Origin of the sequence: Undibacterium sp. CY21W, assembly GCF_014284265.1 — a bacterium.
In the GTDB taxonomy this organism is placed as follows: Bacteria; Pseudomonadota; Gammaproteobacteria; order Burkholderiales; family Burkholderiaceae_D; genus Undibacterium; species Undibacterium aquatile.
The window spans coordinates 333264-349890 of sequence record NZ_JACOGE010000005.1; the positions used below are offsets into that span (position 1 = coordinate 333264).

Annotated in this window: 15 protein-coding genes and 6 tRNA genes; 18 read left to right on the forward strand and 3 right to left on the reverse strand. The window is 50.7% G+C overall.

What is annotated here, in order from left to right:
- The first annotated feature begins 144 nt into the window (after positions 1-144).
- On the forward strand, positions 145-1233 hold the full coding sequence (gene apbC / locus H8K29_RS13775; RefSeq protein ID WP_186898031.1) for an iron-sulfur cluster carrier protein ApbC: 1089 nt from the start codon (positions 145-147) through the stop codon (positions 1231-1233).
- Between the two features lie 18 nt (positions 1234-1251).
- Positions 1252-2373 (forward strand): bifunctional diaminohydroxyphosphoribosylaminopyrimidine deaminase/5-amino-6-(5-phosphoribosylamino)uracil reductase RibD, encoded by a 1122-nt coding sequence (ribD, locus tag H8K29_RS13780; RefSeq protein WP_186898032.1) that lies wholly within the window; start codon positions 1252-1254, stop codon positions 2371-2373.
- A gap of 126 nt (positions 2374-2499) precedes the next feature.
- Here ribD and H8K29_RS13785 read toward each other — a convergent pair.
- From H8K29_RS13785 to H8K29_RS13795, 3 genes are all read right to left on the reverse strand, one after another.
- Positions 2500-2576 (reverse strand) — tRNA-Pro (locus H8K29_RS13785).
- Between the two features lie 86 nt (positions 2577-2662).
- Positions 2663-2739: transfer RNA gene (locus H8K29_RS13790), tRNA-Pro, on the reverse strand.
- 72 nt (positions 2740-2811) lie between these two features.
- Positions 2812-3696, reverse strand: coding sequence for an RluA family pseudouridine synthase (locus tag H8K29_RS13795; protein ID WP_186898033.1), 885 nt, complete (start codon positions 3694-3696; stop codon positions 2812-2814).
- 101 nt (positions 3697-3797) lie between these two features.
- Between H8K29_RS13795 and H8K29_RS13800 the strand changes: the two genes are divergently transcribed.
- The 16 genes from H8K29_RS13800 (at position 3798) to H8K29_RS13875 (ending at position 16594) form a co-directional block, all read left to right on the forward strand.
- On the forward strand, positions 3798-4283 hold the full coding sequence (locus H8K29_RS13800; RefSeq protein ID WP_255423388.1) for a DUF3305 domain-containing protein: 486 nt from the start codon (positions 3798-3800) through the stop codon (positions 4281-4283).
- A gap of 1 nt (position 4284) precedes the next feature.
- On the forward strand, positions 4285-4941 hold the full coding sequence (locus tag H8K29_RS13805) for a DUF3306 domain-containing protein (RefSeq protein ID WP_186898035.1): 657 nt from the start codon (positions 4285-4287) through the stop codon (positions 4939-4941).
- Positions 4916-6988 carry a 4Fe-4S binding protein gene (locus H8K29_RS13810; protein ID WP_186898036.1) on the forward strand — a complete coding sequence of 691 codons (2073 nt, stop codon included), beginning with the start codon at positions 4916-4918 and terminating at the stop codon, positions 6986-6988. Before H8K29_RS13805 ends, H8K29_RS13810 begins: the two co-directional genes overlap by 26 nt.
- Positions 6989-7012: 24 nt before the next feature.
- A complete protein-coding gene (locus H8K29_RS13815; RefSeq protein ID WP_186898037.1) occupies positions 7013-7621 on the forward strand; it encodes a molecular chaperone in 609 nt (202 codons plus the stop codon).
- 280 nt (positions 7622-7901) lie between these two features.
- Positions 7902-8093 (forward strand): hypothetical protein, encoded by a 192-nt coding sequence (locus H8K29_RS13820; protein ID WP_186898038.1) that lies wholly within the window; start codon positions 7902-7904, stop codon positions 8091-8093.
- 15 nt (positions 8094-8108) lie between these two features.
- A complete protein-coding gene (locus tag H8K29_RS13825) occupies positions 8109-11069 on the forward strand; it encodes a formate dehydrogenase subunit alpha (protein WP_186885248.1) in 2961 nt (986 codons plus the stop codon).
- A 17-nt stretch (positions 11070-11086) separates the two neighbouring features.
- A complete protein-coding gene (fdh3B, locus tag H8K29_RS13830; RefSeq protein WP_186898039.1) occupies positions 11087-11722 on the forward strand; it encodes a formate dehydrogenase FDH3 subunit beta in 636 nt (211 codons plus the stop codon).
- A 3-nt stretch (positions 11723-11725) separates the two neighbouring features.
- On the forward strand, positions 11726-11959 hold the full coding sequence (locus H8K29_RS13835) for a hypothetical protein (RefSeq protein WP_186898040.1): 234 nt from the start codon (positions 11726-11728) through the stop codon (positions 11957-11959).
- Between the two features lie 14 nt (positions 11960-11973).
- A complete protein-coding gene (locus H8K29_RS13840; RefSeq protein WP_186898041.1) occupies positions 11974-13113 on the forward strand; it encodes a formate dehydrogenase subunit gamma in 1140 nt (379 codons plus the stop codon).
- A 17-nt stretch (positions 13114-13130) separates the two neighbouring features.
- Complete coding sequence (locus tag H8K29_RS13845) at positions 13131-13499, forward strand: hypothetical protein (protein WP_186898042.1); 369 nt, start codon at positions 13131-13133, stop codon at positions 13497-13499.
- Between the two features lie 138 nt (positions 13500-13637).
- Entirely contained in the window at positions 13638-14501 is an 864-nt protein-coding gene (locus H8K29_RS13850; RefSeq protein ID WP_234030525.1) for a formate dehydrogenase accessory sulfurtransferase FdhD, read from the forward strand.
- Positions 14502-14649: 148 nt separating this feature from the next.
- A complete protein-coding gene (gene gltX, locus H8K29_RS13855) occupies positions 14650-16050 on the forward strand; it encodes a glutamate--tRNA ligase (RefSeq protein WP_186898043.1) in 1401 nt (466 codons plus the stop codon).
- 66 nt (positions 16051-16116) lie between these two features.
- Positions 16117-16192: transfer RNA gene (locus H8K29_RS13860), tRNA-Ala, on the forward strand.
- 48 nt (positions 16193-16240) lie between these two features.
- Positions 16241-16316, forward strand: a tRNA-Glu gene (locus H8K29_RS13865).
- 68 nt (positions 16317-16384) lie between these two features.
- A tRNA-Glu gene (locus H8K29_RS13870) sits at positions 16385-16460 on the forward strand.
- Between the two features lie 58 nt (positions 16461-16518).
- A tRNA-Glu gene (locus H8K29_RS13875) sits at positions 16519-16594 on the forward strand.
- Positions 16595-16627 lie beyond the last annotated feature (33 nt).

Below are 16627 nucleotides of genomic sequence, written 5' to 3' on the forward strand. Positions count from 1 at the left end.
TGTCTTTTCTTTTTTGATTTTTTTTCAGACTTTCATCATCAGAATTGCATTTGAAGTGCGGGCTAAAACTCAGTCTTTGCGCAGGGCTATCCGCAGTCTTTTCACGTTTTGCGCTAGACTTGCGGACATTGAATGGAGAATGACATGACACTGACCGTTGACGATATTAAAAATGCTTTATCAAAAGTGATTGATCCTAATACCCAGCTTGACCTGATTAAGAGCAAGTCTGCGAAAAACATCAAGCTCGATGGCGACGATGTGAGCCTCGATGTGGAGTTGGGTTATCCAGCAAAAAGTCAGTTTGACCTGATACGTAAGAGTGTGATTGCCGCTGTGCGTGCATTACCGGGTGTCGGTAATGTCAGCGTTAATGTGACATCGAAAATTGTCGCGCATGCGGTTCAGCGCGGCATCAAACTGATGCCGAACGTGAAGAATATTATTGCGGTAGCGTCAGGTAAGGGCGGTGTCGGCAAATCGACGACAGCGGTGAATCTGGCGCTGGCACTGGCTGCGGAAGGCGCAGCAGTCGGTATTCTGGATGCTGATATTTATGGGCCGTCGCAACCAATGATGATGGGGATTAATGGTCGCCCTGAGACTGTGGATGGTAAAACGATGGAGCCGCTTGAGAATCATGGGCTGCAGGTTTCATCCATCGGTTTCATGATTGATCCGGATGAGCCTATGGTCTGGCGCGGCCCGATCGTCACGCAGGCCTTGCAGCAATTGCTGGAACAGACAAACTGGCGCGATCTGGATTATCTGATTGTCGATATGCCGCCTGGTACTGGTGACGTGCAACTGACCTTGTCGCAGAAAGTGCCGGTGACTGGTGCCGTGATAGTGACGACGCCGCAGGACATTGCGTTGCTCGATGCGCGCAAAGGTTTGAAAATGTTCGAAAAAGTCGGCATTCCTATTCTTGGCATCATTGAAAATATGAGTACGCATATCTGCTCGAATTGCGGACATGCGGAAGCGATTTTCGGTGAGGGTGGCGGCCAGAAAATGTGCGCGGATTACGGCGTCGATTTTCTTGGCGGTTTGCCATTGACGATGGCGATACGTGAACAGGCCGATTCCGGAAAGCCAACCGTGGTTGCTGATCCAGATGGAAAAATTGCACAAATCTACAAAGAAATTGCCCGCAAACTGGCTGTAAAAGTCGCTGAAAAGGCGAAAGACATGACCAGTAAATTTCCGAGCATCAGTATTCAGCACACCTGATCACATTGGTGGATATGGATGTCTTGCGTAGATAAACAAACTAAACAAACAGATCGTCATTGGCTGGAGGTGGCGCTGGAGTTCGCCTCCCGCGCTACCATCGAGACTTCACCGAACCCTAAAGTCGGCTGCGTTATTGTGCGTGATGGTGTTGCCATCGGGTGCGGCTGGACCCAACCGGTGGGGCAGGCGCATGCAGAAGTTCAGGCGCTGCGCGATGCGGCTGCCAATGGTATGGATGTCCGGGGTGCAACTGCGTACGTGACGTTGGAGCCTTGCAGTCACTATGGGCGCACGCCGCCATGTGCAAACGCACTGGTCGATGCCGGGCTGGCGCGGGTTGTGGCGGCTGTTGGTGATGCCAATCCACAAGTCGCCGGACGTGGATTGGCGATATTGCAGGCGGCAGGTATCGAAGTGGAGTGTGCGACTCACGCTGATCTGGCGGATCGCGCCCGCGAGATGAATATCGGTTTTTTTACGCGCATGGAAACTGGCAAGCCGTGGGTGCGCATGAAAGCAGCGGCGAGTCTTGATGGAAAAACCGCATTACCAAATGGTCAGAGCCAGTGGATAACCGGCGCAGAGGCCAGACACGATGGTCACGCCTGGCGCGCCCGCGCAGATGCGATACTGACTGGTATAGGCACGGTATTGGCAGATGATCCTTTGCTGAATGTGCGCGGCATTGATACGCCGCGTCAGCCCTTACGCATCGTGCTGGATTCGCATTTAAGAATCCCCGTATCTGCAAAAATACTGCAAGGCGGTGGTGCTTTAGTGATCTGTGCGGTTGACGACCTGCCAAAGCGTCTGGCGCTGGAGGCGTTGGGGGTGGAAGTGCTATGTTTGCCTGATGCAAGTGAGCGGGTTAGCTTGCCATCATTGCTGCTTGAGTTGGGGCGACGACAAATCAATGAATTGCATGTGGAAGCTGGTGCGACACTCAATGGCGCATTGATTGCTGCCGGTTGTGTAGATGAATTGCTGGTCTATTTTGCTCCCAAATTACTCGGTGACGGAGTCGGGATGTTTGCTCTGCCAATGTTGACGCATGTTGACGAGGCGCCGCAACTGCTGTTTCACGATGTGGCGAAAGTAGGTGGTGATGTACGACTGCTGGTCAGATTTCCCAAATAGCCGCAGACTTATTTTGTTTCTGCTTTATCCGGCAAGTAAATTGCCGAGCGGGGATATGTGGCAATTGATATATAAGCTGACGCAAAAAGAAAAAAGGATCGTTGAAAATCAACGATCCTTTTAAACTGGTCGGAGTACAAGGATTCGAACCTTGGACCCCCTGGTCCCAAACCAGGTGCGCTACCGGACTGCGCCACACTCCGAAAAACTAAACTGCATTTATCTTTTCACTGATACTTAAATAGTATCGCTTCAAGATGAAAAATCAATTATATGATTTTTAAAATTCTGGTCGGAGTACAAGGATTCGAACCTTGGACCCCCTGGTCCCAAACCAGGTGCGCTACCGGACTGCGCCACACTCCGAAGACCGACATATTAGCCTTATGACGCTTTGATGTCAATAGATTTGTCCCTGAGCGACTATTCGTTGCATGCTTAAAGTTCGCGATGACTTGAGAATGCCCGACGTTCGCCGGTCAGTGGATCATCAAAAGCGATGCTCTTCGCCAGTAATTGCAAAGGTGTGCTGAAGTCGTCGCCTTTGCAAGCTTGTGCGATGGGATAAAAGCTGTCGTTTACTATCGGCGCTCCCAGACTTGCCATATGTACCCGCAGTTGGTGCTTTTTCCCTGTAACGGGTGTTAATCGATACAGATTCATATCGCCGCGTTGTTCCGCAATCTCAATCAGGGTTTCGGAGTTGATTACGCCATCGCTTTCACGCATCGTAAAAAAACGCTCACCTTCGGTCATACAACTTCGGTGGATAAGAGGAAATGTTTGCGCGGGTAAGGCCGGTGCCAGAGCATGATAGGTCTTTGTTATGCTGCGTTTCTGGAATAGCGCCTGATATTTGCCACGGGTTTCAGGATTGTGTGAGAACAGGATCACGCCCGCTGTTTCCCGGTCTAAGCGGTGTATCGGGGTTAGCTGTTGCAAGCCGGTTTTCTTTTTTAGACGGACTAACAGCGTTTCCTGCAAAAAGCGTCCGCCCGGCGTGACCGGTAAAAAATGCGGTTTGTCGACGACCAGTAAGTGATCATCCTGATGCAGGATGTGCGCTTCAAATGGAATAATGGTTTCACTATCGATTTCGCGATAGTAAAAAATACACATTCCACGCTTGGCTAAACTGTTCTTTTGTAATGGGTTACCATGCGCATCGACTACTTCATTTCTTTCCATGCGAGAAAGCCAGGTCGTTTCTCCTACATCTGGGAAATGCGAGGTCAGGAAGCTGATCATGTTGCTCCACTGGCCTTCAGGTAACCATAAATAACTTGGCGCGATGCCATCGCGCACGGGGAGGGGGGCTTGCATGGGAGATGGTGGATTCTTATTCTCGAAACTTAACTCTGTTTCTCTATAATACCAGCACGATGGAAAAAAATACCGAGCTACCCTTTACGCTGAGTGTAATCATGCAGCGTATGCCGATGAATAATCGGTGGCAGCCATTTCAATGGAAGCCACTGGAAATTCTGGCGGATACCCCTGATGCCAAAATACATCAGTTGATGAATGGTGATGGTGAGCAGCGCTGGCTGTTTCCCGGCTTTTCAGCGACCTTGCATGTTGATGAAACACCTGGTTATTTTCTGAATCTCAGCTCTGAAACACCATGCTGGTTTGTCATGTGGCGGGTGGAAGAGGTTGATGGCGTCGAGTTGGCCGTACCTAAATCTGTCTCCCTCTCTTATGACGAGGCGGCGCGGCAAATAGACGGCGGTGAACAAGTGGATATTTTGCCTTTATCGACAGACGTTGCCGCCTGGCTTGCCGAATACACGCAGCAGTATTTCCGTTATGAGGGTAAAAAGCCTCGCAAGCGTCCATCCTTCGAGGGTGGCGAAGGCGTTCAGAAAATGGCGCTTGCTGAAGCATCCGTCAACAGGAAGGCAAGCTGATATGGCGGCCAGCGATTTTTTCAGCCGCTGGAGTAAGCGTGGCGCTGAAAAGGAGATGACTCAGGAAGCCGTATCTGATGCGCGCCCGGAGCAATTGGCTGTCGTGACCACTGCTGACGCAAGCGACCCAAGAAAAACACCGGAACAAGTCGCAGAAAGAGCGCCGGATAAGGCGCCTGATATGGCTGATGTGGCAGCGTTGCGCGATGAATCTGATTTTTCACGCTTTATGGCGAAAGATGTCGATGAGTCAGTGCGTCGCTCTGCGATGAAAAAGTTGTTTTCCAATCCGCACTTCAACATCATGGATGGTCTGGATATTTATATTGATGATTACGGTAAAGCCGACCCATTACCGCCTGGAATGCTGGAGTCTTTGTTGCATGCAAAGACCTTGCTGAATCCGCTGGCACATCTGGAACAAGGTTTGCAGCGTTTGCTCGATCCTGATCCTGTTGCGGATGAAGTGACGAGCATTGACAGCGAAGCGGAACCAAGAGCGTTGGCTGCAGAACTTGTGGCTGAGCCTGCGCTAGTCGAATTGCCGTTGTCAGATCTGGTATCACCAGTCCCGCAGAGTACCGAATTGGCCAGCAAAATAATGCAGCAAAATAATGATGAAAGCGATCAGAATGAATCCGCAAATAAAAATTTGTAGTTGTAATAAAACTCTGCCTTTAAATGCTGCTGCAGCCGCGCAATTAGCGCAGGCAATTGGTGCGGAACATGTGCAAGTCAGTGACATGTTATGTCGCCGCGAAGTGGGAAATTTTTTAAGCGCAGTGCAAGGCGTTGATGACGTGATCGTCGGTTGTACCCAGGAGCGTGCTTTGTTTTCTGAGTTGGCGCAAACCAGTGTTGCACCGATAAAATTTGTGAATTTACGTGAGAGTGCCGGATGGTCCGAGGAGAGTAAGCAAAGCCTGCCAAAAATGGCCGCCTTGCTGGCAGCGGCCAGCTTACCTGCGCCCGAGCCAGTACCCACTGTCAATTATGCGTCGCAGGGGAATCTGTTGATTATCGGTTCAGCAGATGTTGCCCTGCCGTGGGCGCATCGCTTGTCTGCGCAAATGGCGGTGAGCGTTTTACTGACAGAGGGCGCGGCACACGGTGAGCGACTGGCAGACCGGACGTTCCCGGTCTGGTCTGGTAGTGCGATCAAGTTGCGCGGCTTCCTCGGGCAGTTTGAAGTGAGCTGGCAGCAAAGCAATCCGATTGATCTGGAAACCTGCACCCGTTGTAACGCCTGTATTGATGTTTGTCCGGAAAATGCGATTGACTTCAGTTATCAGATCGATCTGGATAAATGCAGTAATCACCGTGATTGCGTCAAGGCTTGCGGTGTGATCGGCGCGATTGATTTTGAGCGTATAACGGTTGTTCGTGATACGGCGTGTGATCTGATATTAGATTTGTCACGACAAGCCTTGTTCTCTATGTCTGATAAGCCTCAGGGATATTTTGCGCCGGGCAATGATGTGGCAGCACAGTTTGATGCGGTGTTGAAATTGTCACAGTTGATCGGTGAGTTTGAGAAGCCTAAGTTTTTTGGCTACAAAGAAAAACTCTGCGCCCATAGTCGCAGCGGCAAGTTGGGATGCAATGCCTGTCTGGATGTTTGCTCTACGGACGCAATATCGGCTGCGGGCGACAAGGTATCGGTCAATCCTAATTTATGTGCCGGATGCGGCGCTTGCACCACGGTCTGTCCTACCGGTGCGATGAGCTACGCCTATATGCGTGCGCCCGACACAGGCCTGCATATCAAAACAATGTTGTCGGCGTATGCTAAAGCGGGTGGTAATGCACCGGCAATTCTTTTTCATAGTAAAGAAGCTGGTGCTGCTTTAATTCAGCAGAGCGGGCAGTCCGCGCAAGCGGGTGGGCGTGGCTTGCCTGCGCGATTGATTCCGATGGCGCTGCATCATACGGCATCGACAGGCATAGAAATCTGGTTGTCAGCGATTTGTTATGGCGCTGCTTCTGTCGCGATTTTATTGACGGATGAAGAGGCGCCAGAATATCGCCTTGCTCTGCAAAAACAGATACAGATAACGCAAGCGATTTTGTCCGGACTTGGTTATCAGGGGCAGCATATTCATTTGTTGGAAACAGGTTCATCCGCTGAATTGTCGTCGTTTTTGTATGCATTAAAGCCTGCGCAAGTGCCACCGCCAGCATTGTTTAATGTCGCGCAAGATAAGCGCGTCAGCATGGACTTTGCGCTCGATCATCTGCTCAGGCATGCACCGGCCGCGGTCGATGAAGTTGCTTTGCCTGCCGGATCTTTGTATGGATCAGTGGCGATCAATAAGGATGCCTGTACTTTGTGTATGTCGTGCGTAGGTGCGTGTCCAAGTTCAGCTTTGATGGACAATGCTAATTCTCCACAGATACGTTTTATCGAGCGCAATTGTGTGCAATGTGGTTTGTGTGAGGATACTTGCCCGGAACATGCAATAACACTGACCCCAAGGTTATTGCTGAACGATGCTGCCAAACAGGTACGTGTGTTAAATGAAGCGCAGCCATTTCACTGCATACGCTGCAGTAAGCCGTTTGCGACAGCACAAATGATCGAAACCATGCTGCAAAAACTTGGCGCGCATAGTGCGTTTGCTGGGCATCTCGATCGCATTCGTATGTGCCCTGATTGTCGCGTTGTCGATATGATGAGTGCTGCTGATTTGCAGCGTCCGCACTAAGACGATTACCGGAAATACAGAAAAATGGAAACACAGATTAAATTTGAAACTGCCGATCAGGGCGAAGAAACGGCGCGCGCGGATTTATACGGCCTGCTTGCTACCCTGATGTATGCGCCGCCATCGAAAGATTTGCTGCAAGTGCTGAGCAGCGCAGAAACCAATGGCGAGGGTGTGTTGGGTGAGGCCTGGACGCATTTCATAGAGAAAGCAAGAAAGTCCGACGCAGAATCGGTTCGGGATGAATATGAACAGCTTTTTGTCGGCACCGGTAAGCCTGAGGTTTTGCTGTACGGTTCGTATTACCTCAGTGGTTTTCTGATGGAAAAGCCGCTGGCCGCATTGCGGACCGATTTGCAGAATCTGGGGCTGGAACGTGCGGAACATATTGTTGAGTCTGAGGATCATATTGCCTCGCTGTGTGAGGTGATGCGTTACCTGATCGCATCGGACGACATTTTGCAAGCTAATCTGGCAACACAAAAACAGTTCTTTGCGACACACATGCAAAGCTGGGTGGGAACGATGTGTGACGCGATTATCGCGCATCCGCAGGCTTCTTTTTATGCAAGCCTGGCACAGTTGGCAAAAGTTTTCTTTGATGTGGAAATGCAATCTTTTGATATGGAATAAGGGTTACTACTTATTTTTTTGTTGTAATCAAAAGTTTTTGTTCTGCAAATGTTAAATAGTATTAAATATTGATTTTCCTGTCGGGAATCTTTTTTTTGAATGGAGTAGACTGCTGAAAGTTCGGAGACGCGCGCACTTGCTTTCCTCCTTTTTAGAGAGGAAATAAGCTGCGAAACTGGTTTGAGTGTTTTTACCATACTTACCATACCGGTTTCAGCGATCAATCCTTGATCGCTTTTCAATCAGTCTCCAGGTTTAGTTGTCGACATCGGAGACGAACATGGATCAAAAAATTAAACGCCGTAGCTTGCTGGGTGGTTTAGGTGTGGCCGCTGCAGGCTTGTTTGCGCTGAAAGCGGCGCCTGTGGTGCAGGATAAAATTGAAACGCTGGCAGCTCCAGCAGAGCCTGAGGGCACTGGTTATCGCCTGACTGAGCACGTGAAGAAATACTACCGTACCACCACTATTTAATTCTGAGGTGAAGATATGTTGTTAACTCGTAAAGGTGACGCTGCGTCGCGTGCACAAACACGTTTTTCATCCGGACTTGCGGAGTCGCTCGCACGTGCACTGCCGACCATGGACAGACGTGGCTTTTTGAAACGCTCTGGTATTGGTGTTGGCGCTGGTATCGCGGCATCGCAATTAGGGCTGATTAAAAAAGCAAAAGCTTCCGTGTCCGGTGCTGCAACTGGTGGAAAAATTGAAGTACGCCGTACTGTTTGCACCCACTGTTCCGTTGGTTGTGCAGTCGATGCCGTTGTTGAGAATGGCGTCTGGGTCAGACAAAACCCGGTTTTTGATTCACCAATCAATCTTGGCGCGCATTGCGCGAAAGGTGCTGCTTTGCGTGAGCATGGTCACGGTGAATATCGTCTGAAATACCCGATGAAACTGGTCAACGGCAAGTATCAGCGTATCAGCTGGGATCAGGCCTTGACTGAGATTGCCGATAAACTGCTTGATATCAAAAAGACGTCTGGCCCTGATTCGACGTTCTTCGTCGGTTCATCGAAACACAATAATGAGCAGGCGATGTTGTTGCGTAAGTTTGTGTCTTTTTACGGCACAAATAATACCGATCATCAGGCGCGTATCTGTCACTCCACCACTGTTGCCGGTGTTTCGAATACCTGGGGCTACGGTGCGATGACCAATAGCTACAACGATATGCAAAATGCGAAAGCAGCGCTGTATATTGGCTCGAACGCTGCGGAAGCGCATCCGGTGTCGATGCTGCATTTGTTGCACGCCAAAGAAAACGGCTGCAAAGTGATTGTGGTCGATCCGCGTTATACACGTACTGCGGCAAAGTCGAATCAATATATCCGCATCCGTTCTGGCTCAGACATTCCGTTTTTGTACGGCATGATGTATCACATCTTCAAAAATGGCTGGGAAGATAAGCAATACATCCATGACCGTGTTTACGGCATGGAAAAAATCAAAGAAGAAGCGCTGAAGTGGACGCCGGAAAAAGTAGAAGAGGCTTGCGGTGTGCCTGAAGACCAAGTCTACAAAGCGGCTGAAACAATGGCTTTGAATCGCCCATCGACAGTGGTCTGGTGCATGGGGCAGACCCAGCACACGATAGGTAATGCGATCGTGCGTGCTTCGTGTCTGCTGCAGCTGGTGCTCGGTAATATCGGTAAATCCGGTGGTGGTACGAACATTTTCCGTGGTCATGATAACGTGCAGGGCGCAACTGACGTAGGGCCGAACCCTGATTCATTACCGGGTTATTTTGGTCTGGCAACGGGTGCCTGGAAGCACTGGTGTAATGTCTGGGGCGTCGATTACGAATGGGTCAAGAAGCAATTCGCTTCCCAGGCCATGATGGAAAAATCAGGCACGACAGTATCGCGCTGGATTGACGCTGTGCTGGAAAAGAATGAACTGATCGATCAGGAAAACAACGTCAAGGCGATGGTGTTCTGGGGGCATGCGCCGAACTCGCAGACCCGTGGCCTGGAAATGAAAAAGGCATTCGATAAGCTCGATATGCTGGTGGTGATTGATCCTTATCCATCGGCGACAGCTGCGATGGCAGCGATGAAAACGGAAGATCAGCAACTCAATCCTAAGCGTCAGGTGTACCTGTTGCCTGCCGCAACGCAGTTTGAAACATCGGGCTCGGTTACTGCGTCGAACCGTTCAATTCAATGGCGTGAAAAAGTCATTGAGCCCTTATTTGAATCCCGCACTGACCACATGATCATGTATCAATTGGCAGAAAAACTCGGGTTTGCCAAAGAGCTGGTGGCAAAGCTGAAAATGGTGCCGGGCAAAGGCGGCATGATGGAACCAGAACCAGAATCCATGCTGCAAGAGATTAATCGCGGTACCTGGACGATAGGTTATACCGGTCAATCTCCTGAGCGTTTGAAAGCGCATATGCGCAACATGCATTTGTTTGATGTGAAAACGCTCAAATGCAAAGGCGGCAAAGATCCTGTCAGTGGTTACGATATGACGGGTGATTACTTTGGTCTGCCATGGCCTTGTTATGGCACGCCAGAACTCAAGCATCCGGGTTCTCCTAATCTGTACGATACATCTAAGCACGTCATGGACGGCGGTGGTAATTTCCGCGCGAACTTCGGCGTCGAACGTGAGGGTGTCAGTTTGCTGGCAGAAGATGGTTCCCATTCTCTCGGCGCTGATATCACCACTGGCTATCCTGAATTTGACCACGTTTTACTGAAAAAGTTAGGCTGGTGGGATGATCTGACCGAGGCAGAAAAGAAAGCCGCAGAAGGTAAAAACTGGAAAACCGACTTGTCTGGCGGTATTCAGCGAGTGGTCATGAAAGTGCACGGTTGCCATCCTTTTGGTAATGCAAAGGCACGTGCAATCGTCTGGAATTTCCCTGATCCTGTTCCTCAGCACCGTGAACCTTTGTTTGGTACACGCCCTGATCTGGTCGCGAAATATCCTACCCACGATGACAAAAAAGCGTTCTGGCGTATGCCTACGCTGTACAAGTCAGTGCAGCAGAAAAACATCGAAGCAAAACTGTACGAAAAATTCCCTATCATCCTTACTTCCGGACGTCTGGTGGAATACGAAGGTGGTGGTGAGGAAACCCGTTCCAACCCGTGGCTCGCGGAATTGCAACAGGAAAACTTTGTTGAACTCAATCCGAAAGCGGCGGCAGACCGCGGTATCCGTAATGGTGAATATGTGATTGTTTCTACGCCGACTGGTGCGCGCATCAAAGTCAGAGCATTGGTGACACCGCGTGTAGCGGAAGATACCGCGTTTATTCCTTTCCACTTCTCAGGCTGGTGGCAGGGCAAGGATATGAAAGAGTTTTATCCGGAAGGTGCGATGCCTATCGTGCGCGGTGAGGCAGTAAATACAGCAACCACTTATGGCTACGATTCGGTCACGATGATGCAGGAAACCAAGACCACGATTTGTAATATCGAACGGTTCTCAGCGTAATTTCACAGGAGAAGAAAATGGCAAGAATGAAATTTATCTGTGATGCAGAGCGCTGTATCGAATGCAACAGCTGCGTAACAGCATGTAAGAACGAACATGAAGTGCCGTGGGGCGTTAATCGCCGCCGCGTGGTGACCGTCAATGATGGCGTGATCGGACAGGAAAAATCGATTTCCGTCGCGTGTATGCATTGCTCTGATGCGCCTTGTATGGCGGTCTGTCCGGTCGATTGTTTTTACCGTACCGATGAAGGCGTGGTTTTGCACAATAAGGATATCTGCATCGGTTGCGGTTACTGTTCTTATGCCTGCCCATTTGGCGCGCCGCAGTTCCCTTCGAACGGAACTTTTGGTTTGCGCGGCAAAATGGACAAATGTACTTTCTGTTCCGGTGGGCCAGAAGAAGATGGCTCTGAAAAAGAGTTTGAAAAATATGGACGCAATCGCCTTGCCGAAGGTAAGTTGCCTTTGTGCGCTGAGATGTGCTCGACCAAAGCGCTGCTCGGTGGCGATGGTGATGTGATTGCCGATATTTTCCGTACCCGCGTGGTCAAGCGTGGTAAGGGCAGTGAAGTCTGGGGTTGGGGCACTGCCTACGGCAAGGGAAACAATCCAGAGGCTAAGCCTGAGTTGCAGCCAGCCACGGAGAAATAAATCATGAAAAAGACAATGTGGATTATTTCAGGTTTGCTTGCGCTGATGAGTTTGTCCGCCTGTGGCGAACGTGATCAGGCAACCACGACCAAACGTGGTCTGGTCGATGAAAAAGCATGGAAGGGTGCGCACAACGGTTTCGTTGTGAAAGAGTGGACTCCCGGCGATAAAACGGCATGGGAAAATCAGATCCGCGCCCGTAATCAATACCAGAACGAGTATGTCAAAACCAATTAAACGAAGGAGTTGACATGAGATCTTTGATTCTTTCGCTGACCTTGGCACTGACAGCAGCAGTAGCATCTGCCCAGGCTGCCGGGCAGGCTACAGCACCTGCAAATGCGGCGGCAACTACGGCACCGGCAGAAAAACTGCCGGGCGTTGAGTCGGTCGATATCCTGAAACAAAATCAGGCCGAGCGCACGCAAACACAACCCGGCAATCTGGCACCGACATATCGTCTGGTGGCGGACGGCACCAAGCATTATTCGAGCTTGCCAGCGCTGGAGGCGGGTGTGCTGATACAGGGGAAAACGCAATTTCCCGGTCAGGCACGCGCGACGACAGCAGGTGAGGCATGGCGTCAATATCGGAATGGCCCGCTGACGATGATCGGCGGTGGCATTTTGCTGGCGGCGTTAGCCGCAGTGGCGGCGATGTATCTGATTCGCGGTCAGATTCGTCTCGATGGTCCGCGCACTGGCCGTCTGATTGAGCGTTTCACGCCGACTGAACGAACGCTGCACTGGAGTATGGCGTTGAGCTTCGTTGCTCTGGCAAGCTCCGGTATTGTGATGTTGTTCGGTAAGCACATACTGTTGCCATTCTTCGGTCTGACGCTGTTCGGCTGGCTGGCATTTTTATGCAAGAACATTCATAACTTTGTCGGCCCGATATTCACGGTGTCTATCATTCTGTTCTTTATCAAATTTGCCCGCGATAATTTACCGTCGGCATCGGATATTAAATGGATGGCGAAATTGGGTGGGTTACTCAGTGGTGCCCACGTGAGTTCGCATCGCTTCAACGCTGGTGAAAAAATTATTTTCTGGGGTGGCGTCGTTGGCCTGGGTCTGATTGTCAGTGCATCGGGTTTCGTACTTGATAAACTGGTGCCGGGGTTCGAATACAGCCGTGCTTACATGCAGATTGCCAGTATTGTGCATATTGCTGCTGCGATGCTGGCAGCGGGTATGGTGATTGGTCATATCTATCTTGGTACGATAGGGATGGAAGGCGCTTATGAATCCATGCGTACCGGCTATGTTGATGACGTCTGGGCGAAAGAGCATCACGATCTCTGGTATGCCGATATCGAGCAAGGAAAAATTCCGCGTGTGCGCAGTGCGACGGCGACAGCGGAGTCCAAAGTAGCCGTGGTCAACGCCTAGTTGAGTTGGAGAAAAAAATGAAATCTAAAAATTTATGGTCGGTGACATCGGTGTGCGTAGCGTTGCTGTCGGGCTTGTTTGCAACGGCCAGCTTCGCTAAATTGCCGGAACCGACACCAGAAGCAAAAGCAAAGGCGGCTGAAGCCAAAGCAAAAACAGCTTGGTCAGATAAAGTGGCAGCGTATCAGCTATGCAAATCGCAAGACAAAGTGGCGGCAGCTTATCTGAAGGGAAAAGACGCTAAAGCGGTGGTGGCAACACCGGCATGCACCGACCCAGGCCCTTATGTGCCGGAAGTCGCTGCGGCTCCGGCCAGTGCTTCGGCGACGTCCGCTGTTGCAGCGACAACGCCTGCAAGCAATACGCCTGTCGCGATTAAGAAGTAAGTCCTGTCCCGTAAAATACACATACTCCCCCCTTAAAATGGCATTTCACCCTTAATCTCCTTGTAGATATTGGGCTGCCAGATATACTCCGGGGGAGTATATTTTCACCGATTTGTGCCCTCCTGGCCGGAAAAAATAATGCCTGACTCTCCGTATATGCCAGAGCTGTCCAGATCCACCGTCGCGCTGACCAAAGAAGTGCAGGTCACCGATGAGCGTGGTCGCGTTAATCTGATCTCCATTCCTGCAGAGCGCCCATTAACCGTTTATCTTGATAAGCGTGAATTGGTGACGCTGATGACCATGGGTGGCAACCCGGAAGCATTGGTACTTGGCTACCTACGCAATCAGCGTCTGCTGCGCCAGATCACTGATATCGCTTCGGTACAGGTGGATTGGGAAGTGTCTGCGGCCGCGGTCGTCACGCATACCGGTGTGACGGACATTGAAGAGCGCACATCAAAACGTGTTGTGACGACGGGTTGTGGTCAGGGCACTGTGTTTGGCGGGCTGATGGATGAAGTCGATCAGATTGTGTTGCCAGACAGCGCGCGCATCCGCCAGTCTTCTCTGTATAAAATCATCGACACCATCCGCACTCAGCAGTCGGTGTATAAAAAAGCCGGCTCGGTTCACGGCTGCGCTTTATTTTCAAATCAGGGTGAACTTTTATATTTTGTTGAAGATGTCGGTCGTCACAACGCCGTAGATGCAATCGCCGGAAAAATGTGGCTGGATCGCGTTGATGGTGGCGACAAAATTTTTTACAGTACCGGTCGCCTGACTTCTGAAATGGTGATTAAAGGGGCGCAGATGGGCATTCCCATTTTATTGTCGCGCTCAGGTACTACCGAGATGGGGCATCAGGTTGCATCGCAGATAGGCATGAGTCTGTTTTCCCGTTGCACAGGGCGACATTTCCTGTTGCTGACACATCCGCAGCGTCTTGAGTTCGAACCAGAGTTGTTTGCTGAAACAACGCCAGCTTCGGTTTCTGTCTGACTCTCACTTCTTATTCAGCTTTTTTACAGTGCAGGCGTAGTCGGTATCCTCGTCGCGCTGAAAACGGTAAAATGCTGGTTTTAACTTTACCCGCATACTGGTGTTGCTTCTGCTACAGGCTGACGCAGCACGCGGTGCAATTCATCTCATGACTGTCGTCCGTACCCGTTTTGCTCCCAGCCCGACTGGCTATCTTCACGTTGGCGGTGCCCGTACCGCTTTGTTCAGCTGGGCGTTTGCGCGCCATCATGGCGGCACATTTGTTTTACGTATTGAGGATACCGATCTTGAACGCTCCACCCCGGAAGCGGTGCAAGCCATTCTGGATGGTATGAACTGGTTGGGTTTGCAGCATGATGAGGGCCCGTTTTATCAGATGCAGCGTATGGAACGTTATCGTTCAGTGCTGGCGGAAATGCTGGCTAATGGCAGTGCCTATCATTGCTATTCATCACCTGAGGAAGTCGAGGCGATGCGCGAGCGTCAACGTGCTGCCGGCGATAAGCCGCGTTACGACGGTACATGGCGCCCGGAAGCCGGCAAAACACTGCCAGCAGTACCTGCAGATCGTAAGCCAGTGATCCGTTTTAAAAATCCTCTGGATGGCGACGTTAGTTGGAATGATGTCGTCAAAGGGGCGATCACGATCAGCAATAAAGAACTCGATGATCTGGTCATTGCGCGTCCGGATGGCACGCCAACTTACAATTTCTGCGTCGCGGTGGATGACTGGGATATGCAGATTACCCACGTCATTCGTGGTGACGACCACGTGAATAACACACCGCGTCAGATCAATATTCTGAATGCGCTTGGCGCAACGCTGCCGCAATACGGACATGTTCCTATGATTCTGGGCACCGATGGGCAAAAGCTCTCCAAACGCCGCGATGCTGTCAGCGTGATGGATTATTTCGACAAAGGTTATCTGCCAGAGGCTATGCTGAACTATCTTGCGCGCCTGGGCTGGAGTCACGGCGACGATGAATTGTTCTCTATGGAGCAGATGTGCAGCTGGTTTGATCTGACCCATTTATCCGGTTCTGCGGCGCAATTTAATCCTGAAAAACTGGCCTGGATTAATAACCACTACATCAAAGCTGCTGATAATCAGCGTCTTGCCGATTTAATCCGTGTGCAGATGGAAAAAGATGGCGCCGTATTCACCGACGCGCCAGCTTTGCCTGCAGTGATTGCTTTGCTGAAAGAGCGCGCAAATACGACGGTGGAGCTGGGGCAGGCGGCCATGTTGTTTTATCGTCAGCCAGCGGCAGATGCTGCTTTGCTGACGCAACATGTGACTGCTGCGGTATTGCCTGCATTGCGCCAATACGCAGAAGCTTGCAAAACAGTCGAATGGAATAAAGTTGCTTTGTCTGCTGCGCTGAAGCAGGTGCTGGCAGATCATACGTTGAAGATGCCACAACTTGCGATGCCATTACGTCTGCTGTTAACCGGGCAGTTGCAGACGCCATCAATTGATGCTGTTGTCGAATTGTTTGGGCGCGAAGTTGTTTTGCAGCGTCTGGCAGTAATCGCAGCTGATTAATCGAGAGCGGGTGAGGGCTTTACAATAAAGCGTTCATCCCCTATAATCTCGCTTCTATTCTGTGTCGGGGGTATAGCTCAGCTGGGAGAGCGCTTGCATGGCATGCAAGAGGTCAGCGGTTCGATCCCGCTTACCTCCACCAAAAAAGTGCACTGCCATTAGGCAGTATGCGAAACAGAAAATACTTGCTGTCCCCATCGTCTAGAGGCCTAGGACATCACCCTTTCACGGTGAGTACAGGGGTTCGAATCCCCTTGGGGACGCCAATAAATTTAGTATGTTTATTGTGGGCGGCAAGTAAAGCAGTATCAGGTCAGTAACAAGGACAGAATATGTCCCCATCGTCTAGAGGCCTAGGACATCACCCTTTCACGGTGAGTACAGGGGTTCGAATCCCCTTGGGGACGCCAGCTTTAAATCCACTTCCTCTTGTCAGGTAAGTGCGGGTCAGTAACAAGGACAGAATATGTCCCCATCGTCTAGAGGCCTAGGACATCACCCTTTCACGGTGAGTACAGGGGTTCGAATCCCCTTGGGGACGCCAGGTAAAAGCCAGCTTAATCAATTAAGCTGGCTT

Bases quoted from the DNA above. Each gene is read 5' to 3' on its own strand.
- ribD (WP_186898032.1), top strand. From the start codon at position 1,252: ATGTCTTGCGTAGATAAACAAACTAAACAAACAGATCGTCATTGGCTG.
- H8K29_RS13835 (WP_186898040.1), top strand. From the start codon at position 11,726: ATGAAAAAGACAATGTGGATTATTTCAGGTTTGCTTGCGCTGATGAGT.
- H8K29_RS13795 (WP_186898033.1), bottom strand. From the start codon at position 3,696: ATGCAAGCCCCCCTCCCCGTGCGCGATGGCATCGCGCCAAGTTATTTA.
- apbC (WP_186898031.1), top strand. From the start codon at position 145: ATGACACTGACCGTTGACGATATTAAAAATGCTTTATCAAAAGTGATT.
- H8K29_RS13805 (WP_186898035.1), top strand. From the start codon at position 4,285: ATGGCGGCCAGCGATTTTTTCAGCCGCTGGAGTAAGCGTGGCGCTGAA.
- H8K29_RS13850 (WP_234030525.1), top strand. From the start codon at position 13,638: ATGCCTGACTCTCCGTATATGCCAGAGCTGTCCAGATCCACCGTCGCG.
- H8K29_RS13815 (WP_186898037.1), top strand. From the start codon at position 7,013: ATGGAAACACAGATTAAATTTGAAACTGCCGATCAGGGCGAAGAAACG.
- H8K29_RS13820 (WP_186898038.1), top strand. From the start codon at position 7,902: ATGGATCAAAAAATTAAACGCCGTAGCTTGCTGGGTGGTTTAGGTGTG.
- H8K29_RS13800 (WP_255423388.1), top strand. From the start codon at position 3,798: ATGCAGCGTATGCCGATGAATAATCGGTGGCAGCCATTTCAATGGAAG.
- H8K29_RS13810 (WP_186898036.1), top strand. From the start codon at position 4,916: ATGAATCCGCAAATAAAAATTTGTAGTTGTAATAAAACTCTGCCTTTA.
- H8K29_RS13845 (WP_186898042.1), top strand. From the start codon at position 13,131: ATGAAATCTAAAAATTTATGGTCGGTGACATCGGTGTGCGTAGCGTTG.
- H8K29_RS13825 (WP_186885248.1), top strand. From the start codon at position 8,109: ATGTTGTTAACTCGTAAAGGTGACGCTGCGTCGCGTGCACAAACACGT.
- gltX (WP_186898043.1), top strand. From the start codon at position 14,650: ATGACTGTCGTCCGTACCCGTTTTGCTCCCAGCCCGACTGGCTATCTT.
- fdh3B (WP_186898039.1), top strand. From the start codon at position 11,087: ATGGCAAGAATGAAATTTATCTGTGATGCAGAGCGCTGTATCGAATGC.
- H8K29_RS13840 (WP_186898041.1), top strand. From the start codon at position 11,974: ATGAGATCTTTGATTCTTTCGCTGACCTTGGCACTGACAGCAGCAGTA.